The sequence below is a fragment of the Streptomyces sp. NPDC029151 genome (genome assembly GCF_055564315.1).
In genome coordinates this window covers 1,527,148-1,550,782 of record NZ_JBVHWQ010000001.1, presented here as the reverse complement: position 1 = coordinate 1,550,782, position 23,635 = coordinate 1,527,148, and the positions used below count along the sequence as shown (strand labels likewise).

The 23,635-nt window shown below is 74.8% G+C and carries 22 protein-coding genes; 7 read left to right on the top strand and 15 right to left on the bottom strand.

The annotated features are described in order from the left end of the window. Positions 1-41: 41 nt before the first annotated feature. The 3 genes from ACZ4VF_RS06285 to ACZ4VF_RS06275 form a co-directional block, all read right to left on the bottom strand. The gene (locus ACZ4VF_RS06285; protein ID WP_467923462.1) at positions 42-1,478 is read right to left on the bottom strand and encodes an MFS transporter; all 1,437 of its coding nucleotides are present in this window, start codon (positions 1,476-1,478) and stop codon (positions 42-44) included. Beyond that, positions 1,465-2,964 carry a 4-hydroxyphenylacetate 3-hydroxylase family protein gene (locus ACZ4VF_RS06280; protein ID WP_467923461.1) on the bottom strand — a complete coding sequence of 500 codons (1,500 nt, stop codon included), beginning with the start codon at positions 2,962-2,964 and terminating at the stop codon, positions 1,465-1,467. The genes ACZ4VF_RS06285 and ACZ4VF_RS06280 overlap by 14 nt, the downstream gene beginning before the upstream one ends. Before the next feature lie 67 nt (positions 2,965-3,031). Further along, positions 3,032-4,327 carry an FAD-dependent monooxygenase gene (locus tag ACZ4VF_RS06275; RefSeq protein ID WP_467923460.1) on the bottom strand — a complete coding sequence of 432 codons (1,296 nt, stop codon included), beginning with the start codon at positions 4,325-4,327 and terminating at the stop codon, positions 3,032-3,034. Positions 4,328-4,452: 125 nt separating this feature from the next. Between ACZ4VF_RS06275 and ACZ4VF_RS06270 the strand changes: the two genes are divergently transcribed. Together ACZ4VF_RS06270 and ACZ4VF_RS06265 are read left to right on the top strand one after the other, a co-directional pair. Then, positions 4,453-5,526: an AraC family transcriptional regulator gene (locus ACZ4VF_RS06270; protein WP_467923459.1), complete on the top strand. Its 1,074-nt coding sequence runs from the start codon at positions 4,453-4,455 to the stop codon at positions 5,524-5,526. 85 nt (positions 5,527-5,611) lie between these two features. Beyond that, complete coding sequence (locus ACZ4VF_RS06265) at positions 5,612-5,986, top strand: transposase (RefSeq protein ID WP_467923787.1); 375 nt, start codon at positions 5,612-5,614, stop codon at positions 5,984-5,986. 134 nt (positions 5,987-6,120) lie between these two features. On the opposite strand, the gene ACZ4VF_RS06260 is transcribed toward ACZ4VF_RS06265, so the two are convergent. Next, positions 6,121-7,524, bottom strand: coding sequence for an FAD-dependent oxidoreductase (locus tag ACZ4VF_RS06260; protein WP_467923458.1), 1,404 nt, complete (start codon positions 7,522-7,524; stop codon positions 6,121-6,123). Between the two features lie 27 nt (positions 7,525-7,551). Next, on the bottom strand, positions 7,552-8,532 hold the full coding sequence (locus ACZ4VF_RS06255; protein WP_467923457.1) for a DUF4349 domain-containing protein: 981 nt from the start codon (positions 8,530-8,532) through the stop codon (positions 7,552-7,554). 158 nt (positions 8,533-8,690) lie between these two features. Here ACZ4VF_RS06255 and hemG point away from each other — a divergent pair, with 158 nt between their 5' ends. After that, positions 8,691-10,145: a protoporphyrinogen oxidase gene (hemG, locus tag ACZ4VF_RS06250; protein WP_467923456.1), complete on the top strand. Its 1,455-nt coding sequence runs from the start codon at positions 8,691-8,693 to the stop codon at positions 10,143-10,145. 5 nt (positions 10,146-10,150) lie between these two features. Further along, on the top strand, positions 10,151-10,882 hold the full coding sequence (gene hemQ, locus ACZ4VF_RS06245) for a hydrogen peroxide-dependent heme synthase (RefSeq protein WP_467923455.1): 732 nt from the start codon (positions 10,151-10,153) through the stop codon (positions 10,880-10,882). Between the two features lie 12 nt (positions 10,883-10,894). On the opposite strand, the gene ACZ4VF_RS06240 is transcribed toward hemQ, so the two are convergent. From ACZ4VF_RS06240 to ACZ4VF_RS06220, 5 genes are all read right to left on the bottom strand, one after another. Continuing rightward, the gene (locus ACZ4VF_RS06240; protein WP_467923454.1) at positions 10,895-12,559 is read right to left on the bottom strand and encodes an alpha/beta hydrolase; all 1,665 of its coding nucleotides are present in this window, start codon (positions 12,557-12,559) and stop codon (positions 10,895-10,897) included. A 152-nt stretch (positions 12,560-12,711) separates the two neighbouring features. Next, entirely contained in the window at positions 12,712-13,491 is a 780-nt protein-coding gene (locus ACZ4VF_RS06235; RefSeq protein ID WP_467923453.1) for a TIGR04222 domain-containing membrane protein, read from the bottom strand. A gap of 100 nt (positions 13,492-13,591) precedes the next feature. Beyond that, positions 13,592-14,362 (bottom strand): DUF4142 domain-containing protein, encoded by a 771-nt coding sequence (locus ACZ4VF_RS06230; RefSeq protein ID WP_467923452.1) that lies wholly within the window; start codon positions 14,360-14,362, stop codon positions 13,592-13,594. 96 nt (positions 14,363-14,458) lie between these two features. Then, positions 14,459-15,787, bottom strand: coding sequence for an MbnB/TglH/ChrH family RiPP precursor modification enzyme (locus ACZ4VF_RS06225; RefSeq protein WP_467923451.1), 1,329 nt, complete (start codon positions 15,785-15,787; stop codon positions 14,459-14,461). Between the two features lie 138 nt (positions 15,788-15,925). Then, complete coding sequence (locus tag ACZ4VF_RS06220) at positions 15,926-16,669, bottom strand: peptidyl-tRNA hydrolase (RefSeq protein ID WP_467923450.1); 744 nt, start codon at positions 16,667-16,669, stop codon at positions 15,926-15,928. Between the two features lie 125 nt (positions 16,670-16,794). Between ACZ4VF_RS06220 and ACZ4VF_RS06215 the strand changes: the two genes are divergently transcribed. The 3 genes from ACZ4VF_RS06215 to ACZ4VF_RS06205 are packed head-to-tail and all read left to right on the top strand — an operon-like array spanning position 16,795 to position 18,829. After that, positions 16,795-17,232: a DUF6086 family protein gene (locus ACZ4VF_RS06215; protein ID WP_467923449.1), complete on the top strand. Its 438-nt coding sequence runs from the start codon at positions 16,795-16,797 to the stop codon at positions 17,230-17,232. Then, positions 17,229-18,161 (top strand): ATP-binding cassette domain-containing protein, encoded by a 933-nt coding sequence (locus ACZ4VF_RS06210; protein ID WP_467923448.1) that lies wholly within the window; start codon positions 17,229-17,231, stop codon positions 18,159-18,161. Before ACZ4VF_RS06215 ends, ACZ4VF_RS06210 begins: the two co-directional genes overlap by 4 nt. Beyond that, entirely contained in the window at positions 18,158-18,829 is a 672-nt protein-coding gene (locus ACZ4VF_RS06205; RefSeq protein ID WP_467923447.1) for an ABC transporter, read from the top strand. Before ACZ4VF_RS06210 ends, ACZ4VF_RS06205 begins: the two co-directional genes overlap by 4 nt. On the opposite strand, the gene ACZ4VF_RS06200 is transcribed toward ACZ4VF_RS06205, so the two are convergent. The 5 genes from ACZ4VF_RS06200 to ACZ4VF_RS06180 all read right to left on the bottom strand — a co-directional run bounded on the left by ACZ4VF_RS06200 (position 18,821) and on the right by ACZ4VF_RS06180 (position 23,426). Continuing rightward, on the bottom strand, positions 18,821-19,003 hold the full coding sequence (locus ACZ4VF_RS06200) for a hypothetical protein (RefSeq protein ID WP_467923446.1): 183 nt from the start codon (positions 19,001-19,003) through the stop codon (positions 18,821-18,823). The genes ACZ4VF_RS06205 and ACZ4VF_RS06200 overlap by 9 nt on opposite strands. Before the next feature lie 17 nt (positions 19,004-19,020). Next, the gene (locus tag ACZ4VF_RS06195) at positions 19,021-19,866 is read right to left on the bottom strand and encodes a polysaccharide deacetylase family protein (protein ID WP_467923445.1); all 846 of its coding nucleotides are present in this window, start codon (positions 19,864-19,866) and stop codon (positions 19,021-19,023) included. A 173-nt stretch (positions 19,867-20,039) separates the two neighbouring features. Beyond that, positions 20,040-21,563, bottom strand: a complete 1,524-nt coding sequence (locus ACZ4VF_RS06190; RefSeq protein WP_467923444.1) for an FAD-dependent oxidoreductase — start codon at positions 21,561-21,563, stop codon at positions 20,040-20,042. A gap of 63 nt (positions 21,564-21,626) precedes the next feature. Continuing rightward, positions 21,627-22,496, bottom strand: coding sequence for a PPK2 family polyphosphate kinase (locus ACZ4VF_RS06185; RefSeq protein ID WP_467923443.1), 870 nt, complete (start codon positions 22,494-22,496; stop codon positions 21,627-21,629). A gap of 99 nt (positions 22,497-22,595) precedes the next feature. Continuing rightward, positions 22,596-23,426: a slipin family protein gene (locus ACZ4VF_RS06180; protein ID WP_467923442.1), complete on the bottom strand. Its 831-nt coding sequence runs from the start codon at positions 23,424-23,426 to the stop codon at positions 22,596-22,598. Positions 23,427-23,635 lie beyond the last annotated feature (209 nt).

Below are 23,635 nucleotides of genomic sequence, written 5' to 3'. Positions count from 1 at the left end.
CCCGCCGGCCGCCCCGGGCGGTCCGGGCCGGCCGGGCGCGGTCAGGTCCCGGGGCCGCGGTTCCCGGCGGTACTGGCCTGCGGGGCGGCGACGTCCGGTGCCGGCAACCGCAGCCGCAGGGCGAGCAGCAGGGCCAGCACGGCCGGCACCGCCCCGGCCAGGAACGCGGTGCCGAAGCCCTCGGTGAGGGCGACGTCACGGGCCGCGGAGGAGGCGCCGGTGCGTGCGGCGGCGACTCCGGACAGCACGGCCAACCCCAGCACGGAGCCGAACTGCAGGCTCGTGTTGACCAGGCCGGAGGCGAGGCCGGCCTCTTCCTCGCCGGTGTCGAGGGTGGCCGCGACGTTGGTGGTGATGGAGACCAGCGGCAGGGCGATCCCCAGCACCAGGCTCGGCGGCAGGACGTCCGTCAGGAAGGAGCCGTCGGCCGACAGCAGGGACTGCCACGCCATGCCGACGGCCACCAGCGCGAACCCGGCGACCATCACCACGCGCAGACCGAACCGGCCGATCAGCCGGTCCGTCCGGGAGGCGACCGTGATGACGACCACGCACAGCGGCAGCAGGGCGAGGCCCCCGAGCACCGGTTCGTACCCGAGCACCGCCTGCAGATACAGGCTGACCAGGAAGAACATCGGGAACAGCGACATCTGCCACAGTCCGGCCAGGACGTTGGCGAGCCGCAGTGTCGGCCGGCCCAGCACCCCGAGCGGCACCAGCGGATGCGCGACCCTGCGTTCGATCAGGACGAACGCCGCCAGCAGCAGCACGGCGGCGGCCCCGGTGGCCAGGGTGGGCGTGGAGCTCCAGCCGGCCTCGCCCGCGTTCACCACGGCGTAGGCCACCAGCCCCAGTCCGGCGGTGACCGCGACGGCGCCGGGCACGTCGAAGCCGCGCTCGCGTCCACGCGAGGCGCCGCCGGGCGGCAGCAGCCTCGGCGCGGGCAGGATCAGGGCGATGCCGGCCACCACGTTCAGCGCGAAGGTCGACTCCCAGCCGAGCCAGCTGGTGAGCACACCGCCGAGCACCGTGCCGGCGGCACCGCCCGCACCCGCCATGGCCGCGAACACCCCGAGCGCCCGGTGGCGTTCGGGTCCGTCCTCGAAGAGGGTGAGGACCAGGGAGAACGCCGCCGCGGCGGCCATCGCCGCTCCCACGCCCTGGATCGCGCGGGCGGTGATCAGCAGATCCGCCCGGTCGGAGAGGGCGCCCAGCAGCGAGGCGGCCGCGAGCACGCCCAGCCCGGAGACGAACACCCGGCGCTGGCCCAGCAGATCGGCGGCGCGGCCGCTGAGCAGCAGCAGTCCGCCGAAGGAGACCAGGTAGGCGTTGGCCACCCAGGACAGCTCGGCGGGCGAGATGTCCAGGCTCCGGCCGATGGACGGCGCTGCCACGTTGATGATCGAGGTGTCCAGGATCAGGACGAACTGCGTGCAGGCGAGCAGGCCCAGGGCCCGTCCCCGCTCAGCGACCGCCATGCGGGCCTCCCGCGCCGCCCGGCAGCTCGTCCAGCGTGTAGCCGTCCAGGCACGACTGCGTGAAGGCGGCCAGCCCGTCCGGGTCGCCGTCGCGGACGATGCCGGGCAGGTAGACGTGCGGGGCACCGTGGTAGAAGCGCTCGTACTGCTCGTGCCGTGCGGCGAACTCCGAACCGAGGGCGTCCCAGGCGAGCTTGAGCAGCTTGACCCGCTGCTCCGCGGGCGTGCCCGTCGAGCGCACGTACTTCGCGACGAGCGGGCCGAGTTCGGGGTGCGTCAGGTCGTAGCCGGACGCCGGGAGCTGGATGAGGCCGCCGCCGGCCAGCATCTTGATCTCGGCCAGCACCTTCGGGTACAGGTCGCCGGCCATGGCCCGGTGGGCGGAGGCCATCTCCCGGTTGATGTGCACGGCGCCGCCCTCGCCGCCCACCCGCTGGTACTCCGTCTCGGCCGCCAGCACCATGGACTTGGCGATGTTCAGCCATCCCATGAGCCGGCCGAGCTGCATCCGCACGGGCGGCAGCTCGTAGGTGTTGTTCGACCGGGTGATGAGGATCGCGAGACCGGTGAGGAACTCCAGCTTGGTCCAGAAGCGGGTGGCGGCCTGGTGGACGAAGTTGTTGTACGTGGGCGTGAACCACCACATGCCGAAGGTGGTGTCGACGTCCCGGTAGGTCAGGACGCGCTCCCAGGGGACGAAGACGTCGTCGCAGACGAGTAGGGCGTCGTTCTCGTCGAAGCGCGCGGACAGCGGGTTGTCGAAGACGCTGCGGGCCTGACCCTCGTAGGAGGTACGGGAGATGAACTTCAGACCCGGCGTGTCGAGGGGCACGGAGAAGCACAGGGCGTACTCGACGTCCTGCTTCGGGAGCGGCTCGATGGTGCCGACGATGACCTCGTCGCCGAACACCGCCCCGGTGCCGATCATCTTGGCGCCGCGCACCACGATGCCGTCGTCGCGCTCCTTGACCACCCGGACGTACAGGTCGTCCTCCGCCTGCTCGCTGGCCGCCCGGGTCCGGTCGATCTGCGGGTTGGTGATGGTGAACGCCGGGTAGAGGTCGCCCTCGGACATGCGCCGGTGGTACGCGGCGAGGTTGTCCCGCCCGTCGAAGGTCTCGCCGGCGAAGACGTCGGGCGCCGAGACGAAGCCCGCGATGCCGGCGGCCATGTAGTCGGGGGACCTGCCCAGGAAACCGAAGCTCGCCTCGGACCACGTCTTGAACGCCTTGCGCCGCTCGATCAGTTCGGCCTGCGTCCGCGGCACGTGGTAGGCGCGCAGCATCGAGCGGTCCTGCCCCTCGGGGCGCACCGTCAGGACGTCCCGCAGCCCGGAGTCCCGGGCCAGGTCGTACAGATGCGCTATCGAGCGGGCCGTGTTGCGGAAGGCGGGGTGCTCGGTGACGTCCTTGACCAGCTCACCGTCGAGCCAGACGGTACGGCCGTCGCGTAGTGATTCGAGGTATTCCTGGCCGCTGCGGGTCATGTCTCTCCTGACACAAGGTGCGATGAGTGGGTGGTGCAGTAGGGCGTGCGTGCCTGCGGTGATGACGTCAGCGGTCGCACACCGCGGTGCCTGACCGGGGAAACCCGGGGGGCGGCGCGTAGGGGGACGGGGCGTTGACGGAGCCTGCGTCGAAGCCGGCGGCGCGGGCGTAGGCGTCGGCTATGTGTGCCAGCCGGTCGGCGGGGACCACGGAGTGCACCCGGCCGAAGCCCTGCGGCGCCCGCTCGTGGACGAGGTCGATCACGACCTCCGGACCCTTGGCGCGGTTGAGGAGCTGGAGCCGGTTCATCCGCGGCCTGCGGTCCCGGTCGTAGGCCGCGAGGGCCGCGACCGGGTCGTCGTGGGTGGCGAGGGCGTGGGCGAGGCTCCGCGCGTCCAGCACCGCCTGGCTGGTGGCGTTCGACCCCATCGGCGCCATGGCGTGCGCGGCGTCCCCGAGCAGGGTCACCGCGCCGAAGGACCAGCGGGGCACGGGGTCCCGGTCGAGCATCGGGAAGGACGACACGGCTCCGGCTCCGGAGCCGGTGACGAGCGCGTCCATGCGCAGGTCGTCGCACACCCAGTCCGCCACCGCCGCGGGGAAGCCGTCACCGGGCCGGGCGTCGGGCGGCACGGCGTCCTCCCGTCCGGCCCGGGAGACCGCCCAGTTCACCGGAACGAGGCCGTCGCCGTCCGGGCGCACGGCGAGCGGGTAGACGACCGCCTTCCAGCGTCCGTCCCCCATCACGACCATCGAGCGGCCGCCGCGGAAGGGCTCGGCACGGGTGATGCCCCGCCACACGGCGGTCCCGTTGAACCGCGGTTCGCCCTCCTGCGGGTACAGGACCTGCCGTACGGCGGAGCGCAGCCCGTCGGCCCCGATCAGCACGTCGGCCCGGATCCTGTCGGCGGGCCGCTCCTCGTCACGGTGGCCGACGCTCACCTCGATTCCTCCGTCGGGCAGCCGGGTGAAGCCGGTGACGCGCGCGTCGGTGGTGATCGCCTCGTCCCCCAGGCGAGCGCGGACGCTGTCGGCCAGGGTCGTCTGCAGGGCGCCGCGGTGCAGCGCCAGCTGCGGCCAACGGGAACCGCTCGCCCGGCCGCGCGGCTCGCGCCAGATCTCCTGTCCGAGATGGTTGTAGTACCCGAGTTCGTCGAGATCGGCGCCGAGGTCCGCGAGCTTCCCGGCCAGACCGAGGGCGGCGAGCTCACGGACCGCGTTGGGCAGCAGGTTCACGCCGGCGCCCAGCGGGCGGATCTGCGCGACGGCCTCGAGGACGCGGACGTCCCGCAAGCCGACGGTATGGAGACTCAGCGCAGCGGTCAGCCCGCCGATGCCGGCACCGGCAATGACGATCTTCATCGAACGAGTCCCCCCCGGAACTTCACCCCGTAAACCGGCCAAACAGCCCGGCTTCGGCTCCTATCGTTCTGCGTAGGATGGCTACGATCAATTAATCGTGAGCCGAATCGCTTTAAGGATCGTCCGTGCATGACGACGTACTCAGCGAGCTGCTGCGCCCTCTGTGGCTGACGGACATCTTCCACAGCATGTGGCAGGCCGGCGGGTCGTGGGGAGTGAAGGGGCACGACGACAACTGCGCGATCGTCCACTACATGGTCGAGGACGGCTGCGTCATCAGCTTCGGCGACCACTCGGTGCCCGTGGAGCTGCACGAGGGGGATCTGGCGATCTTCCCGCACGGCACCGCCCACACCTTCGCCGCCGAACCCGGGGTGCGGACGACACCGCTGTCCGCCCTGGTGCCCCACTGCCGCCCCGGCGAGTCCGGCGTCGTCAGGGTGGGGACGCCCCCCTACCGCACGCGGATGCTCTGCGCGAGCCTGCACTACAGCGCGATCGGCGAGCCGGGGCTCTACCAGGCGTTGCCCCGGATCATCGTGCTGCGGCGCCACATGCTCGAAGGTGAGCCGCTGCTGCTGCGCACCCTGGAGCTGCTCCCGTCCGAGATCGGCCGGACGGCGCCGGGATCGCGGCTGGTCACCCTGCGGGCCTTCGAGACCGTGTTCGTGCTGTCCCTGCGGATCGCCATGGAGCAGCTGGCGGAGGAATCGCCCGCGCTCCAGGCTCTGCACCACCCCGGCATCAGCAAGGCCCTGATGGCGATCCACGGCTCCTACGCCGAGCCGTGGACGGTGGAGTCGCTCGCCCGGGAAGCCGGGATGTGCCGGTCGGTGTTCTCGCAGATGTTCCGCGAACTGGTGGGGGAGCCGCCGATGCGGCACCTGACGGTACGCCGGCTGCAGGAGGCGAGGCGGCTGCTCGCGGACACGACCGTGCCGCAGCAGGACATCGCCCAGCGCATCGGTTACCGCAGCCAGGTGGGCTTCCACCTCGCCTTCCGCAAGGAGTTCGGCACGACACCCGGCGACTACCGCACGCACAGCCGCTCCCTGACGGATCGCTCCACGCGGCGGGACGGCTCCTGTCACCCCCGTGAGGAACGGGACGTCGACGCCCCGGCGGGCCCGGCCGCCGCGGGCCCGGCGGCGCGGCCGCACGACGGGACAGCCGCCCCGCACGCGGGCCGGCACGGCTGACGACGGCGCCCCGCGCGATCCGGCTCCAGGGGGTGCCTTTCCGAACACCGGTCCGTCGGTCCGGTGACGAGGGAGGGCAAGACCTCTGACGCCGCGTGGGCGGTGGCCGCACCGTCGCTGCCGCCTGCCGCCTGCCGCCTGCCGCCTGCCGCCTGCCGGCCGGGCTCGGGGCCGGTGGCGGCATCGTCGCCAGGCCGTCGAGGGCATCGTGGTCACGTTCCGCACCGAGCCGCCCTGGAGAGACCTGCCCGAAGGCTTCGGCCCGCGGCGCACGGTCCACGGACGATGCGCCCGCTGGGCCGCCGACGGCCCCTTCGACCGCCTCCTGACCGCAGCCTGGAGCCGGGCGGAGGCGGAGCGGCTGGTCGCGACCGACTCCACGAACGTCCCGACTCACCAGCGCTCGTCCGCCGAAGGGGGATCGGGGAACGTGGGCTCGGACGCACCCACGGCGGGCTGAGCGGCATGACCCCCCCGCCCTGCGACGGCCGGGGCCGGCCTCCCGGCGCCCGGAGGCGGCACGATCCTGGCGAAGGACCCCGGGCGCGCACCGGGCCGCGGGGCCGCCGTGGCGTCGCGCCGTCACCCGCGCCTTCAGGCCGGCAGCCCCGCCCGCACCTTCGCCGCCGCCTTCCTCGCCGCCACCAGTACCGGGTCCCACACCGGTGAGAACGGCGGGGCGTAGCCCAGGTCCAGCGCCGTCATCTGTTCCACGGTCATCCGCGCGGTGAGCGCCACCGCCGCGATGTCGACCCGCTTCGCCGCCCCCTCCCGGCCGACGATCTGCACGCCGAGCAGCCGGCCGGTGCGGGACTCGGCGAGCATCTTGACCGTCATGGGGGCGGCACCGGGGTAGTAGCCGGCGCGGCTGGTCGACTCGACGGTGACCGTCTCGAAGCGCAGGCCGGCGCGGCGGGCGTCCTTCTCGCGCAGCCCGGTCCGGGCGATCTCCAGGTCGCAGACCTTGCTGACTGCCGTGCCGACGACCCCCGGGAAGGTGGCGTATCCACCGCCGGCGTTGGTGCCGACGACCTGGCCGTGCTTGTTGGCGTGGGTGCCGAGCGGCACGTACTGCACCTGTCCGGAGACCAGGTTGAGCACCTCCACGCAGTCGCCGCCCGCCCAGATGTTCTCGTGCCCGCGCACCCGCATGGCGAGGTCGGTGAGCAGCCCGCCGTGGGGGCCGAGCGGCAGCCCGGCCGCACGGGCGAGGGCGGTCTCCGGACGGACGCCGATGCCCAGGACCACCACGTCCGCGGGATACTCGGCGTCCTCCGTGGCCACCGCCCGCACCCGGCCGTCCTCGCCGGTGAGCACCTTGGTGACCTCGGCGTCGCCGACCATGGTGATGCCCAGGCCCTCCATGGCCCGGTGCACCAGCCGGCCCATGTCCGGGTCGAGCGTCGACATGGGCTCCTTGCCGCGGTTGACGACCGTCACCTCGAAGCCCCGGTTGATCAGTGCCTCGGCCATCTCGACACCGATGTAGCCGGCTCCGACGACCACCGCCCTGCGCCCGCTGGCGCCGGCCAGCGTGTCGAGCAGGGCCTGCCCGTCGTCCAGCGTCTGCACCCCGTGCACGCCGGGGGCGTCCACGCCGGGCAGGTCCGGGCGGACCGGGCGGGCACCGGTGGCGATGACGAGCTTGTCGTACGGCGTCCAGGACTCGGCGCCGGAATCGACGTCACGCGCGCGGACCCGCTGCCCGGGCACGTCGATCGCCGTGACCTCGGTGCGCATGCGCAGGTCGATCCCGCGCGCGCGGTGCTCCTCGGGCGTCCGGGCGATGAGCCGGTCCCGTTCGGGGACGTCGCCGCCCACCCAGTACGGGATACCGCACGCCGAGAAGGAGGTGAAGTGGCCGCGCTCGAACGCCACGATCTCCAGCTCCCCGGGGCCCTTCAGCCTCCGTGCCTGTGACGCCGCGGACATGCCCGCGGCGTCACCGCCGACCACGACCAGCCGCTCCCTGCCGTCCCGCCCCTCGCTCATGCTCATGGGAACACGCTACGGGCTGCGGGCATTTCAGTCCCGCCCGGTGTCCTTCGCCGGGTCCGGGGCGGGGCGGGCCGGGGGCAGCGGGCCGAGCGCGGTCGTCGCGGGCGCGGCCCCGGCGCGGTGCGGCAGCCGGGGCCGTACGACCCGCAGCCACAGCAGCACCAGGAGCGCGGCGAGGACCGCGAACGGCAGGGCGGCGCCGAGCGCGAGGACGAGCCAGCGCAGCATGGTGACGAACACGTGCCAGCCGCCGGCCAGCGCGTCCGAGACGCCCGGTGTGCCGTCCGCCTGCCGCACCGGGGTCTCGGACAGCGACAGGGTGACGGTGGCCAGGCTGGTGCGGTCCTTCAGGGACGCCTGCCGGGCCAGCAGCGCCTCCAGGTCGGCCTGACGACTGCTCAGCTCGCCCTCCAGGGCGACGACATCGCTCAGCTTGGCCGCCTTGCCCATCAGCGCGCGGATCCGGTCCACGCTGGCCCGCTGCGACCTGACCCGGCTGTCCACGTCCACCACCTGGTCGCTGACGTCGACCGCCTTGGCCGTGCGGCCGACCACCCGGCCCGTTCCCTGGAGGCCGGCGAGGACCTCGTCGTACCGCTCGGTGGGCACGCGCAGCACCACCCGGGTGCGCTCGTGGCCGTCGGCGTCCCGGCTCGTCGTCTCCCTGCCGACGAAGCCGCCCGCCTCCTCGGCGGTCCTGCGGGCCGCCGCCAGGGCCCTGGACACGTCCTTGGTCTCGACGGTGAGGGAGGCGGTCCGGACGACCGAGCCCGGGGCGATCACGGGGGTCGCGCGCGGGGTCTTCCCGTCGCCGTCGTCCGCCCCGCCGCCGGGGGCGCCGGCCGGCTGGGCCCGGGACCCGGAGGCGGCCTTGGCGGCACCGCCGCCCGAGTCGTCCGCGCCGCCGCACCCGGCGAGTGCCAGGGACGCGACGAGCAGGACCCCTGCCAGGGCCCGGGCGGTGCCGGTCGTGCTGCCGGCGGTGCTGGCGGTGCGTGGTGTGCGCATGGGCGGTACCCCCGTGGGTTGCGTGCGGTGACGGTCCTTCGACGGCGGGGGCTGCGGAAACGTTTGGCGGCGGCGGTCCGCAAGCGGTCACGGTTCGGACTCGTGACGGTCACCGTCTCCCGGCGGGAGTGCCGGAGGGGTCTGAGAGAGTGGGGGGCATGAGCGCAACGGGTAGGAGCTTGGGGCACGTCGTCGTGATCGGGGCCGGCATCGCGGGGCTGGCGGCCGCGCACCGGCTGCTGGGGCGCGGAGCGCACGTGACCGTGCTGGAGGCCGGCGACCGGGTCGGCGGCAAGCTGCTGCCCGGCGAGATCGCCGGCGTGCGGGTCGACCTGGGTGCCGAGTCCATGCTCGCCCGCCGCCCCGAGGCGGTGACGCTCGCGCGCGAGGCGGGTCTCGGCGAGGCGCTGCAGCCGCCGGCCACCGCGACCGCCGCGATCTGGACCCGGGGCGCGCTGCGGCCCATGCCCAAGGGCCATGTCATGGGCGTGCCCGGCACCGCCGCCGCGCTCTCCGGTCTCCTCTCCGACGAGGGGCTGGCCCGTATCGACCGTGACGCCGTCCTGCCCCGCACGGAGATCGGCGACGACGTGGCCGTGGGGGAGTACGTCGCGGCCCGGCTCGGCCGCGAGGTCGTCGACCGCCTGGTCGAACCCCTGCTCGGCGGTGTGTACGCGGGCGACGCCTACCGCATCTCGATGCGCTCGGCCGTCCCCCAGCTCTTCCAGGCCGCGCGCACCCGCACCTCCCTCACCGAGGGCGTCCGGGAGATCCAGGCGAAGGCAGCCGCGCAGCAGCAGACCGGGCCGGTCTTCATGGGCATCGCCGGCGGGGTCGGACGGCTGCCGCTCGCGGTCGCCGCGTCGGTGCGCGCGCGGGGCGGCGAGATCCTCACCGGGACGCCCGCGCGGGAGCTGCGCCGGGAGCCGGACGGGGGCTGGCGGATCAGCACCGGTGAGCGCGTGCTGCACGCCGACGCCGTGGTCGTCGCCGTCCCCGCCCCGGCCGCCGCCGGGCTGCTGCGCGCCGAGTCCCCGGCGGCCGCCGCCGAGCTGTCCGCCGTCGAGTACGCCTCGATGGCCCTGATCACCCTCGCCTACCGGCGCACCGGCCTGCGCCTGCCCGAGGGCAGCGGCTTCCTGGTGCCGCCCGTCGACGGCCGCACCATCAAGGCCTCCACCTTCGCCTCCCGGAAGTGGGGCTGGATCGCCGAGGAGGACCCGGACGTGGTCGTCCTGCGCACGTCCGTGGGCCGCCACGGCGAGACGGAGATCCTCGGCCGGGACGACGCCGACCTGGTGGAGGTCTCCCGCCGTGACCTGCGCGAGGCCACCGGCCTGGACGCGGCACCGCTGCGCACCCGCGTCACCCGCTGGACCGACGGCCTGCCCCAGTACCCCGTGGGGCACCACGCGCGCGTGGCCCGGATCCGCGAGCACGTCGCCAGGCTGCCCGGGCTCGCGGTGTGCGGCGCGCAGTACGACGGCGTGGGCATCCCCGCGTGCATCGCGAGCGCGTACGCGGCGGTGGACCAGCTGGCCGGCGACCCGGCCGGGGTGGCCGAGCTGACCGCCGCCCCGGTGCAGAGCCTGCACGGCGGAGCGGGAGAATAGGGGGCATGAGTGACGACGCCCCCACCACCGAGTCCGGCAGGATCCCGAACAAGGGCAAGCTGGCCAAGGACCTCAACGAGGTCATCCGCTACACCCTCTGGTCGGTCTTCAAGCTGAAGGACGTGCTGCCGGAGGACCGCGCGGGATACGCCGACGAGGTCCAGGAGCTGTTCGACCAGCTGGCCGCCAAGGACGTGACGATCCGCGGCACCTACGACGTCTCCGGCCTGCGCGCCGACGCCGACCTGATGATCTGGTGGCACGCCGAGACCAGCGACCAGCTCCAGGAGGCGTACAACCTCTTCCGCCGCACCAGGCTGGGCCGCGCGCTCACGCCCGTGTGGTCGAACATGGCGCTGCACCGCCCGGCCGAGTTCAACCGCGCGCACATCCCGGCTTTCCTCGCCGACGAGACGCCCCGCGACTACGTGAGCGTCTACCCCTTCGTGCGCTCCTACGACTGGTACCTGCTGCCCGACGAGGACCGCCGCCGCATGCTCGCCGACCACGGCAAGATGGCCCGCGGCTACCCCGACGTGCGCGCCAACACGGTCGCCTCGTTCTCCCTCGGCGACTACGAGTGGATCCTGGCCTTCGAGGCCGACGAGCTGTACCGCATCGTCGACCTCATGCGCCACCTCCGCGCCTCCGAGGCCCGGATGCACGTCCGCGAGGAGATCCCGTTCTTCACGGGCCGCCGCAAGGACATCGGGGACCTGGTCGCCGGCCTGGCGTGAGTCGGCGGCGGCCTAACTCCGGCGGCCCTCGCCCTTGAGGGCGTCCCGCCGGGCCCCGTCACCCGCCGGACCACCGGAGGCGACCGCGACCGGTTCCGGGCGCGGCGCGCACGACGCGTGCCGCGCCGGGACGCGGCCCTCCAGGAGATACGCGTCCAGGTACCCGTTGACGCACGTGTTGGGCCCGCCCCCGACCCCGTGCGTCCCCGCGTCCCGCTCGGTCACCAGCACCGAGCCGGACAGCCGCCGGTGCATCTCCAGCGCGCCCTGGTACGGCGCGGCGGCGTCCCGCTCGGCCGCCAGGATCAGCACCGGCGGCAGCTCACCGGGCCCGGTCCGCACGTCCAGCGGCTGCCGGCGGGGCACCGGCCAGTAGGCGCAGGGCAGGTTCATCCACGCGTTGTCCCAGGTCTCGAAGGGCGCCACCCGGGCGAGCCGGGTGTTGTCGCGGTCCCATACCGCCCAGTCCTCCGGCCACGGCGCGTCGTTGCACTCCACGGCCGTGTACACCGCGGTGGCGTTCTCCGCCCCGACGGCCGTCTCCGCGCTGGGCGCGGCCAGCCGGACCAGCGGTTTCGGGTCGCCGTGCAGGTACGCCGAGAGCGCCGCGGCCCGGCTCGGCCAGTAGTCGTCGTAGTACCCGGCCGTCAGGAACGCGTTCTGCAGCTGGCCGGGGCCGACCTTCCCGCCCGCCGCCTTCCCCGCCAGCCGCTCGCGCGCGGTGTCGTAGCTGTGCTGCACCCGCGCGGGCGTCGTGCCGAGCCGGTACACGTCGTCGTGCCGGGCGATCCAGTCGCGGAAGTCCGCCCAGCGCTCCTCGAACGCCGCCGACTGGTCCAGGTTGCTGCGGTACCAGATCCTCTCCGGGTCCGGGTTCACCGCCGAGTCCAGCACCATGCGGCGCACGTGCGAGGGGAACATCGCCGCGTACAGCGCGCCGAAGTAGGTGCCGTACGACGCCCCCACGAAGGTCAGCCGGTCCTCGCCCAGCGCCGCCCGCAGGACGTCCAGGTCGCGGGCGTTGTTCAGCGAGGTGTGGAACCGTAGCCGGTTCCCGGACCGCCGGGCGCAGCCGCGCGCGTACGCCTTCGCCTGGGCGATGCGCTGACGCTTGTACGCCTCCGAGGGGTGCACCGGGGACGCGGTCGGGCCCTTGAAGAAGCGCTGCGGGTCCTCGCAGGACAGCGGCGCCGACCGGCCCACCCCACGTGGGGCGTAGCCGACCAGGTCGTAGGCGGCGGCGATCCGCTTCCACTGGGGGATCCGGCCGATCAGCGGGAAGTACATGCCGGAGGCGCCCGGGCCGCCCGGGTTGAAGAGCAGGGCGCCCTGCCGGGGCACCTTCCGCTTGCTGTTGTGCGGGTCCTTCCCGGTGGCCGGGGCCCGGCTGACGGTCAGCCGGATCTGCTCGCCCTCCGGGGCGGCGTAGTCCAGGGGGACCGCCACCGTGCCGCACCGCACGCCGGCCGGGGCGTCCGGTACGTCGGCGGCGGAGCACGGGCCGAAGTCGATACCGGCCGCCCGGGCGCGGGCCACGGCCACCGCGGTGCCGCGCAGCTCGGCCGTACCGGGGGCGCCCGGGGTGCCCGGGGTGCCGGGGGTGCCGCCCGCCGGGCCCGCGGCCAGGGCGGTCAGGAGCAGGGAACCGGCGGCCGAGTAGAGGGCGGCGGCTTTCATCGCGTGTCCCTTCGGTGCGCGGCGGCGGTGGCACGGCTGCCACGGCCCGGCGCCCACAGAAGGGATGTTTCGTTCGGCCATGGGGGAAGGCAAGCACCACCCGGCCGGTGTCGGCCCCAATGCCCCCGATGCGCCCCCGAAGGGTGCTGCCTTCACTCCCGCCAGGGCTGGTCACGGTGGGTGAAGGCGGCGCGCAGCTCCGGTTCGCCGATGGCGCGGACGCCGCGTACGGCGACGGAGGTGAGGAAGGACCGCTCGTCGCCGGCCGGCCTGCCGGCCATCGCGCTCAGCAGCCGCTGCCCGGCCGGGGAGGCCCAGCGCGAGTAGGGATGCACCTCGAACCGGGCGATGGCCAGGCAGCTCAGCGTCAGGGTGAGGGGCAGCACGAACCAGGCGCCCACCAGCGGGCGCGGTGTACCGGTCTGCACGGGCAGCAGCAGCGCGGTCACGCCCAGCGCGGTCACGACGACGGCGGCGGCCCGCACCTGGCGGACGGCGGCCCCGACGGTCGTCCCCGCGCCCTCGGGTACCGCGAGGCCGGCGCGCACCAGCCCCTCCGCCAGCCGGCGCACGGCCTCCGCGCCGGCCGCCCGTGCCCGCACGGGCGCGATCCGCGACTGCCCCTCGGGCCCTATCGCCCCTATGACCGACCGCTCCATCTCGTCCCGCCCCCGTGGGTCCACGACCGTGGCCCAGCCGGTGTGCGCGAGCAGCAGCCGGCGCTGCCGGGCCATGGAGACCAAGGTCACGTCGGCGACCCGGGCCGGGCCGCCGGAGAGGAAGGCCGCCTCGTACAGCGTCAGAGCGCGCTCTCCGTCGGCCGACGCGTCACGCGCGTCCGCGGTTGCCGCGCGAAGGGCCGCCAGGCACAGCCGGGTACAGGCCGTACCGGCGAAAGCCCAGGCCAGGAACAGGAGAAGGACCCAGAACATGACGTGTTTCTATGCCAGTGGCCCGAGGGAACGCCATGCCCTGTTCACGATCCGGACCGAGTGTGGCCGGGATGTGACGTTCCGTTTCCCGGCGGCCGGGTCAGGGAGTGTCCGTCACCGGCGGCGGGCTGGAGGCGGCGGGCGGCAGGGAGTACGTCTCGGTGGGCGACGGCACCACCGGTACGGCGGCGCCCGGTTCGACCTCCGGCGGGGTCGGTACCGGGCTCGTGGACGCGGCCAGATCCCTGGCCAGCGCGGCGAAGTCGACGTACCCGGTCGCCTCCAGGACCTTGATGTGGTCGAGGACGGTCGCGTTGGCGTCGTCGGCGAGATCGCGGACCAGGGTGTTCTGGGTGCCCGCCCGGACCTGTGCGACCAGGGAGAACACCCGGCCGTGCGCGAGCCGCAGCAGCTCGGCGAACCGGCGGTCGAAGTCCTGGCCCCGCGCCGCCTCCAGGGTGTCGAGCCACTCCTTCTGCTGCGCGTTCGGCTCGTTGGGCAGGGCCACGCCGAGCTGGGTGGCGACGGTCCGGACGTGGGCGTCCAGGGAGGTGTGGCCGTCGACGAGGTGCCGCCCGGCGGTGCGGACCGCCGGCGTGGTCCCCTTGCGCTGCGCCAGCTCCCCGGCGGGCAGCTCCCACAGCCCGGCCAGCCGGACCTTGGTGACGAAGTCCCGGTCCTGGCCGGACATCGGGCCGTACGGCGTCGTCACCGTCCGCGCGCTCAGCACGCTCGCGCTCGCCGGGTCCTGCCGGTCGGCGTACGACCACAGCGGGACGAGCAGCGCGGCGAGCGTGGCCGCCAGGGCGGTGATGAGGAGTCCGGTGCCGCCGACTGTGCCTCGGCCGTTGATCGGGGGTCGCGGTCGCATGCTGCCTGCTCGGGAGTGGGTGGTGCGGGGTTGGCATAGTACTGGCAGGCGCGCCGTCCCTTCCGGGCGCGCGGAATCCCCCGCTCCTCTCAGCCCCTAACCGTGGCCGCGGGGCCGCCGCAGTACCCGTGCCGCGAGCCCCCGCTTCCGGGGAGCCGGGCCGGCCCGGTCCAGCCACCAGTCGCGCAGCTCCCGGCGCACTCCCGCGTGCGCCGGCCGCCCCAGCTTCAGCAGGTGCCCCGCGAAGTCCAGCGCGTCCTGCCGGTACCCGCCCCGCATCGGCCGCTGCCGGGCGTACTCCAGGAACGCCTCCCGGTACCTCGCGCCCAGGATCACCGGCAGCTCGGGCGCCACCTTCGCCACCACGCCGGCCCGCTTCGCCGCGAGCGCCCGCGCCTGCACCCCCATCCGCGCCCGGTCGAACCCCTCCGGCACCGGCGTCCCCGCCACCAGGGCCGACAGCACGGCGGTCTGCGCCACCCCGACCCGCTCCCGCGCACCGGCCACCGGCCGCGCGAGGACCCCGACGTGGCCCGGCCCGGCGCCGCCGTCGCCCGCCGTCGCCGTACCCCCGGCCCCCGCGTCCCGGGCCGCGCGCGCCCGGCCGGCGGTCACCGCGCCCCTGATCGCCGCCAGCTCCCGCTCCAGCTCGGCCGGTTCGGGGAAGTTCTCGTCCCGCTCCAGGAGCACCCCGGGCGGCTCGGTGCGCGCGGCGAGGCCGGTGAGGATGTCGAGCACCGGACGCGGCACGGGATGCGCGTGGCTGTCGTGCCAGACGCCGTCGCGCTCGAAACCGCCCGCGACATGGACGTAGGCGAGCGCATCCAGGGGCAGCGCGGCCAGCGCCTCGGCCGGGTCCTCGCCCCGGTTGACGTGGTTGGTGTGCAGGTTGGCGACGTCGATCAGCAGCCGCACCCCGGTCCGCTCGACCAGCTCGGACAGGAACTGCCCCTCGGTCAGCTCCTCGCCCGGCCAGGAGAACAGCGCGGCGATGTTCTCCAGGGCCAGCGGCACCGGAAGCGCCTCCTGGGCGATCCGGACGTTCTCGCACAGCACGTCCAGGGCGTCCCGGGTGCGGGGCACGGGCAGCAGGTGGCCGGCCTCCAGGCGGGGGGAGGCGGTGAGCGTGCCGCCCGCCCGGACGAAGGCGATGTGCTCGGTGACCAGCGGCGCGCCGAGGGCCTCGGCCCGTTCGGCGAGTGCCGTCAGCCGCCCCTCGTCGGGGCGCTCCGCACCGCCGAGACCGAGGGAGACGCCGTGCGGGACCACCGTCACCCCGCGCTCGCGCAGCCGCAGCAGCGACGCGGGGAGGTGACCGGGGCAGACGTTCTCCGCCACGACCTCCACCCAGTCGATGCCCGGCATGCGCTCCACGGCGTCCGCGATCTCCGGCCGCCATCCGATCCCGGTCCCCAGTCGCCGCATGCTGCCTCCCCCTCCTCGGCTGTGCTCGTGCGTCGAGTGAGGGAGGTATGGCCCCGCCCCGCCGCCGTGAACCCCGTCCCTGACGCGTTCAGAGCAACATTTGAGGTTCCGGCCGGCCGGACCGGGCGGCCTCGCGGTTCACGGACCCGCGGGGGAGGCGCCCCGGCGCAGCGCCGGGTGGTCCGCCACCACCGTGCACGAGCCCGGGGCGATCTCGGTGAAGCCCGCGTCCCGGACCACGGGCAGGCCGCTGGTCGTCAGCCGCGCCCAGTCGGCCGGGGCGGCCGTGCGGACGGCGAGGGCGTAACCGGCGTCGCGCCAGGCGGCGCGGTCGGTGTCCGGCAGCGCCCACCAGGCCAGTTGGGCACCGTGGCCGGTCTGGGCCATGGCCTTGCCGGCCGACATGTCCAGATCGGGGTTGAGCCAGAGCACCGGCCCGTCGGCCGGGTCGGCGGGGAGGGGCGGCTCCGGGTCGTCCAGTTCGGTGCCCGACACCTGGAGCCTGGCCAGGTCCTTCGGCCAGCCGTCCAGGGGGATCGGCGGGAAGACCCGGACCTCCGCGGACTTGCCGGTCACCGTGATCCCGGGCAGCGCCTCGGCGCGCCGCCACTCGGCGCCGCGGGCCCGCCGGACCACCTTGCGAATCCGGGCGTCCTCCCAGTCGCGCACCGCCCCGGCCCACTCGCCGTCGCCCCGCGCCCGGTCGTCGCCGAGCAGCACGAGAACGGCCCGGGCGGACGTCTCCAGCGCGTCGGTACGGGCGGGCGGGGCGTCGCGCTCCATCCGTACGACGAGCGGCAGCACGAACTGGGGCGCCTCGTCCCGGGGGTCGTGTCCGGTCCGGGAGGGGCTGTCACTGGAGGGGGCTGGATCGTGGCTCACGGGAGCCCAGCCTACGAAGTCGTCGGCGGGCCCATCAACGCGCGGGCCCCGCGGCGGGAAATCCGGCGACGGCGACGAACCGGCCGGCCGCGCTCGCCCTCTTGACCGAGGAAAGGGGGAGTGCGATGAGTCAGTACTTCGACATCGGGGACGAGACGCTGTGGAACCCGTCCAACGGGGCCGCCCGGCTCTTTCTGCGGCAGGTGGAGGTGTTCGAGGCCGAACTGGAGCTGCCGTCCGGACTCGGGCCGGTGCGGAACGACGAGTGCCAGATCGATCCGCACGTGTTCGGGGTCTTCGTGCACGCCCTGCTGGCACGGCACCGGCGGACCGGTCACCCGATCGTCCTGGCCCTCTCCGAGGGGGTCGTCGGTGTCGTCGTCGCCCTCGCCCAGCGGGCCGGGATCGGCATCGACTGGGAGGGGCTCGAAGCGCTTCCGGACGGGCCGCTGCCGGACGTACAGGTCTCCGCCGCCGGGGCGGCGGGACCGGGTGAGGGGGGAGCCTGGGCCGCCGCGGTGCGGGCCGGGGCGGCCCGGCTGAGCCGGGGGATGGCCCGTTGAGCCGGGCCCGCGGGCGTCACCCGGTCCGCGCCGGATCGGCCCTCGTCCACCGTGACCTGCGTCTGACCGGCGTGGGCCGCCGCTACGGCATCCGCGGCCCGTGGGTGTTTCGAGGCGTCGACCTCGTCATCGCCCCCGGCACCCTCACCCGGATCGACGGGGCGAACGGCACCGGGAAGTCCACGCTCCTGCGGCTGCTCGCCCGGCTCGACGCGCCCTCCGAGGGCCGGATCACCGGCCGCCCGCGCACGGCCTACGTGCCGGAGCGGTTCCCGTCCGCCCTGCCCTTCACCGCGGCCGGCTACCTGACCCACCTCGGCACCGTCCACGGCCTGGACCGGGACACCGCCGCCCGCGCCGCGCTCACCTGGCTGGAGCGGTTCGGCGCCGACGGGTACGCCGGGACGCCGATGACGCGGCTGTCCAAGGGCGGCAGCCAGAAGGTCGCCGTCGCCCAGGCCCTGCTGGGGGACCCGGAGCTCCTGGTGCTGGACGAGGCGTGGACCGGTCTCGACGCGGCGGCCCGGGCCGAGCTGGAACGGGCGGTGGCCGAGCGGACGGCGGCCGGGGGTGCCGTGGTCTTCGTGGACCACGACCCGCGCCGGCTCGCCGGGACGCCCGACGCGACGTACACGGTGACCGGCGGCGGCCTGCGCCGTCGTACCGACAGCGGCGGCGGCACCGCGGACGGGCCGGTCACCGTCGTCGTCGCGCGGGGGCCGGCGGGGGCGCCGCTGCCGCCCGAGGCGGTGCGGGCCGCCCGCTCCACGCAGGAGACGGCCCCCGGACGCCACCGGCTCACCGTCCCCGCCTCCCATTCCGACGTGCTGCTGCGCGCCCTGCTCACGGCCCGGCCGCCCTGGCACGTGGCCCGCGTGGAGCCCGGCACGACGGACACACCGCACTCCGACCCGGGAAGCCGCCCGTGACCGCACTCCTGCGCTACCAGACCGACCTGCTGCTGCGCTCCCAGCGCTGGCTGCCGCCGGTGATCCTCTACGCCGCCTCGCTGGGTGTCTGCGTGCAGAGCGGCCAGCCGGTCCTGGACTCGCTGGGCTACACGGCCGCGGCCCTGCTGCCGGTCTCCGCCTGGCTGGTCCGGGCCTGTGCCACCGCGGAGCCGCCCGCCGCCCGGGCCTGCGTCGCCGCGGCCCGCGGCCCCGCCCGGGCGCACCTCGCCTGCCTGCTGGCCGCGCTGCTCGCGGCGGTGCTGCTCGGGGTCGTCGCCACGGTGGTGGTGACGCTGATCAGCGCCCCGGCCGGCAACGGTCACCGGGTCCACGTGCCCCCGCCGCGGGCACTGGCCGCCGGACTGCCGGCCGTGCTCGCCTGCGCCCTGCTCGGCACGGCCGTCGGCGCGCTCACCAACCCGCCGGTGCTGCGCTCCACCGGACGCGCGGTGCCGGCGATGCTGCTCGGCGCGCTGCTCGCGCTGGTCCTGACCGGATCCCCGGCGCAGGCGGCCGTCAGCGACCTGGTCACCGGCTCGCGGACCGGCCGGGCGCCGCTGCCGCTGCTGCCCCTGGCCGGCGCGGCCCTGCTCACGGCGGCCGCCTTCGCCGCGGCGGCCCGGCTCAGCGCGCGCCGCTCACCCTGAGCAGGCGGTGCGCTGCGCCTCCTGCCACTCGCAGACCGGGCACAGCGTGATGCCCTTGTACGACTCCGGGTACTCCGTCGGCTCCCGGCACAGCACGCACTCCGCGTACGGCGGCCCGTCGGCCTTCGCCGGCCTCGCCGTCCCGGTGATCGTGCAGTAGTCCTCGTCGCTCATGGCTCCAGCGTAGGACGTCAGCGGCCGGTGACCGCCTGGCCGATCAGCTCGGAGACCTTCACGAACCGGTAGCCGCGGGCGCGCAGTTCGGGCACCACCGTGCGGACGACCCGCTCGGTGGTCGGGGCGGCGCTGCGGGTGCAGTGCATGACGACCACCGAACCCGGTTTCACCCCGTCGAGCACCTGCTTGACCACCGCGTCGGCGTCGGTGGCGAACGCGTCCCCGCTCACCACGTCCCACTGCACCGCGGTCACCCCGAGCCCGCTGAGCGCGCGCAGCGCCCGCTGGTCGTAGCAGCCGCCGGGGAACCGGAAGTACGGCATCGGGTGCGGCACGCCCGCCGCGCGCAGGGAGGTGTACGCCCGCTGCACGTCCTCCCGCATCCGGCCGGCGTCTACGGTCGGCAGGCCGTAACAGCCGGCGGTGAACGCGTAGTGGCTCCAGGAGTGGTTCGCCACCTCGAACCGCGGGTCGCGGCCCAGGGCGCGGGCCTCGGCCGGGTACTGGTCGGCCCACCGGCCGGTCATGAAGACGGTCGCCGGCACCTTCAGCTCGCGCAGGGCGCCGATCAGCCCGGGGTTGTCGAAGTGCTCGCCGGAGGCCGCGCGGGGCCCCTGGTCGGCGGTCATGTCGGCGTCGAAGGTGAACGCGACCGTCTTGCCCCGGTCGCGCGGGCCGTGCTCGAAGACCGGCGTCAGCCCGCCGGGGCCCGGCGTCAGCACGGGCGGACGGGTGGAGGAGGGGGACCCGGAGGCGGGGGTGGCCGCCGGGGCCGGGCGGTCTCCGGACGCGGTGCCGCAGGCGGTGAGGGCCGCGGCCAGGGCGCAGAGGGCGGTGATACGGCGTACTCGTAGGATCACCGTACGAACGTAGGGCTGAATGTCCGTTTATATGGTGATATGCCGTGCGGCACGGCGGCACGGTCACCCGGGCGGCGCCCGCCGTCGCTCCCGGTCCTGCCGCCCGCCATGCCGGGTCCGCCGCCTGTCCCGGCACGTCCCTGCCCGCCCGCCACCCGGAGCGGGCGTCCGTGTCACTCCAGCTCGCGCCGCTCCAGCGGCTTCACCGCCGGGCCCTGGACGACCGAGCCGTCGACCGCGAAGCGCGAGCCGTGGCAGGGGCACTCCCAGGCGCGTTCGGCGCGGTTGAAGGAGACCAGACAGCCGAGGTGGGTGCAGCGGGCCGACACGGCGTGCAGCGCGCCCTCCTCGTCGCGGTGGACCGCGAGCCGGTCGCCGCCGGAGCGGACCACCGCGCCGTCGCCGGGGGCGATCCCCTCCACCGGGGCCGGCGGCTTCAGCCGGTCGCCGACGAAGTGCCGGGCCACCTCCGCCTGGGTCTTCAGCAGCGACGGCGCCTCACGCATCACCGACTTCAGCCGGCGCGGGTCGTACAGCTCCCGCCACGCGCACTCCCGGCCGGTGATCAGCGCCGTCAGCAGCAGCCCGGCCATGATGCCGCCGCTCAGGCCCCAGCCGCCGAAGCCGGTGGCGACGTACGCGTGCCGGGCGCCGGGGTGCAGGGGGCCCACCAGCGGGACCGTGTCCGTGGACTCGTTGTCCTGGGTGGCCCAGGCGTGGTCCAGCGTCACCCCGGGGAAGTGCACCTCCGCCCAGGCGGCGAGCCGGTCCAGGGCGGCCTGCGGATCACCGGTGCCCGGGGTGAAGTGCTCTCCGGTGACCACGAGCAGCCGCTGCCCGTCCGCGCCGTACGGCGCGGTGCGCACCGAGCGGGTGTTCTCGTCCGGGGTGATGTACATGCCGCCGGGGTCCGGGCCGTCGCCCAGCGGTCCGGCCACGACGAGTTCGCGGCGCGGGGACAGCCGGGTGAACAGCAGGGCCCGGTCGAACACCGGGTAGTGGGTGGCGACCACGACGTCCCGGGCGGTCACCGTGGCGCCGGCCTCGGTCGTCAGCCGGCACGGCTCCCCCTCCGTCAGCCCGGTGACCCGGGTCCGCTCGTACACCTGGCTGCCGTGCGCGAGCAGGTCGGCGGTGAGCGCCCGCAGGTACCTGACCGGGTGGAACTGCGCCTGCCCGGTCACCCGCACCGCGCCCGCCACCGGGAACGGCAGCCCGGTCTCCGTGGTGAACGAGGCCGGCAGCCCCGCCTCCCGGGCGGCGTCCGCCTCCGCGCGCACCTCCTCCACCCGCGACCGGTCCCGTACGTAGGTGTAGGCGTCCCGGGTCTCCCAGTCGCAGTCGATCCCCAGCTCGGCCACCAGCGCCGCCGCGTGCGCGATCGCCTCCGTCTGCGACCGGGCGTACAGCCGCGCCCCCTGGGAGCCCCGGGTGCGCCGGAGCCGGTCGTAGACGAGGGTGTGCTGGGCGGTCAGCTTCGCGGTGGTGTACCCGGTGACCCCGGCCACGGCCCGGCCGGCCTCCAGCACCGCCACCCGCCGCCCGGCCCGGGCCAGCTCGTGGGCGGTGCTCAGCCCGGCGATGCCGGCGCCGACGACCGCCACGTCCACGTCGATGTCCGCGTCCAGGACGGGGTGGTCCGGACCGTGGGCGGTCTCCAGCCAGTACGAGTCGGTGACCTTCCGGTGTTCGCGCATGAGCGCCGGGTACCCCGGGCCGCCCCGCTCACGTCCGCTTCCCCGGCCGTGTCCCGGCCCCGCTCACGTGCCCTTCAACAGCCGCTCCCGGCACTCCGCGACGTCGAAGCGGGCCCGCGGATACCGCGGGTCCAGCTCGCGCAGCCGCTCCAGCAGCAGCCGGCTGATCGCCCAGTCGCGGTACCACTTGCGGTCCGCCGGGATCAGGTACCAGGGCGTGGACGGCGCCGCGCAGCGCCGCAGGGCCAGCTCGTACGCCTCCTGGTAGGCGGGCCACACGGCGCGCTCGTCGATGTCGCCGGGGTCGAACTTCCAGTGCTTGTCGGGGCGGTCGAGGCGGCGCAGCAGCCGGCGCCGCTGCTCGTCGTAGGAGAGGTGCAAGAAGCACTTGACGAGGGTGACGCCGTCGTCGGCGAGGGTGCGTTCGAAGTCGTTGATCAGGCCGTACCGGCTGCCGATCTCGGCGGGCCGGGCGAGATGCCGGACACGGGCGACGAGGACGTCCTCGTAGTGCGAGCGGTCGAAGATGCCGATCTCGCCGGGCTCCGGCAGCGCGCGCCGCACCCGCCACAGGAAGTCGTGGCGCCGCTCCTCCTCGGTGGGCGCCTTGAACGCCGTGATCCGGCAGCCCGACGGGTTGAGCTGGCCGATCACGTGCTTGACCGTGCCGCCCTTGCCGCTGGTGTCCATGCCCTGGAGCACCAGCAGCACCCGGCGGTGGTCGCCCGCGGTGGCCGCCGCCCAGAGCCGCTCCTGGAGCCGGGCCAGGTGCTTGCCCGTGCGTTCCGCGTCCGCCCGCGCGGCCCGTTTGCCGTCCGGGGCGCCGGGGGTGGCCCGGGGGTCGTACCGGGACAGCTCGACCTCCTCGCCCGGCGGGAGCCGCAGCAGATCCCCGAGTGTCCTCTCCTGCTCCCTCGCCGGCTTCCTCGGCACGGGCGCTCCTTCCGTCCGGTGTACGCGTGTGTGCGGCTGTACGAGTGCCCCGGACACCCCGGACACCCCGGATGCCCCGGGTGGCTCCGGGGCGGCTCGTCAGCCGGGACGCGGTCCGCCGTCGGTGTGCGGCTGCGGCTGCGGCTGCCGGCCCGGCTCCGGAAGCGCGGGCTGCCCGCCCCGCTCCAGGAAGTGCAGCAGCTCCACCGGTATGGGCAGCACCAGGGTGGAGTTCTTCTCGGCCGCCACCGCCATCACCGTCTGCAGCAGCCGCAGCTGGAGCGCGGCCGGCGTGTCGGACATCTGCTGGGCGGCCTCGGCGAGCTTCCTGGAGGCCTGGAGCTCGGCGTCCGCGTTGATGATCCGGGCCCGGCGCTCGCGGTCCGCCTCGGCCTGGCGGGCCATCGACCGCTTCATGGTGTCCGGCAGGGACACGTCCTTGATCTCGACCCGGTCCACCTGGATGCCCCAGCCCACCGCCGGACTGTCGATCATCAGCTCCAGGCCCTGGTTGAGCTTCTCGCGGTTGGAGAGCAGATCGTCCAGATCGCTCTTGCCGATGATCGACCTGAGGGAGGTCTGCGCCATCTGCGACACCGCGAACTTGTAGTCCTCGACCTTCACCAGGGCGCTCGTCGCGTCGACCACCCGGAAGTAGACCACCGCGTCCACCCGGACGGTGACGTTGTCCCGGGTGATGCCTTCCTGGGCCGGGATGGGCAGCGTCACGATCTGCATGTTGACCTTCTGCAGCCGGTCCACGAACGGGATGATCAGGTTCAGGCCCGGGGCCCGTACGTCACCCGCCACCCGGCCGAGCCGGAACAGCACACCCCGTTCGTACTGCTTGACCACGCGCACCGCCGCTGCCAGGTACACCACGCCGACGGAGCCCGCCGCCGCCAGGGTCACCACAAGGTCCTCGACCATGGTGACCTCCTCACACAGAGGCCGGTTTGTCTGATGGTGCCACGATAGGCCCGTGGGGGGGGGGGGGGGGGGGGGGGGGGGGGTGGGGGGGGGGGGGGGCGGGGGGGGGGGGGGGGGGGGGGGGGGGGAGGGGGGGTGGGGGGGGGGTGGGAGGGGGGGGGGGGGGGGGGTGGCAAGACTTTTCAGCGGATGTACGGCTCGGGCCGGCT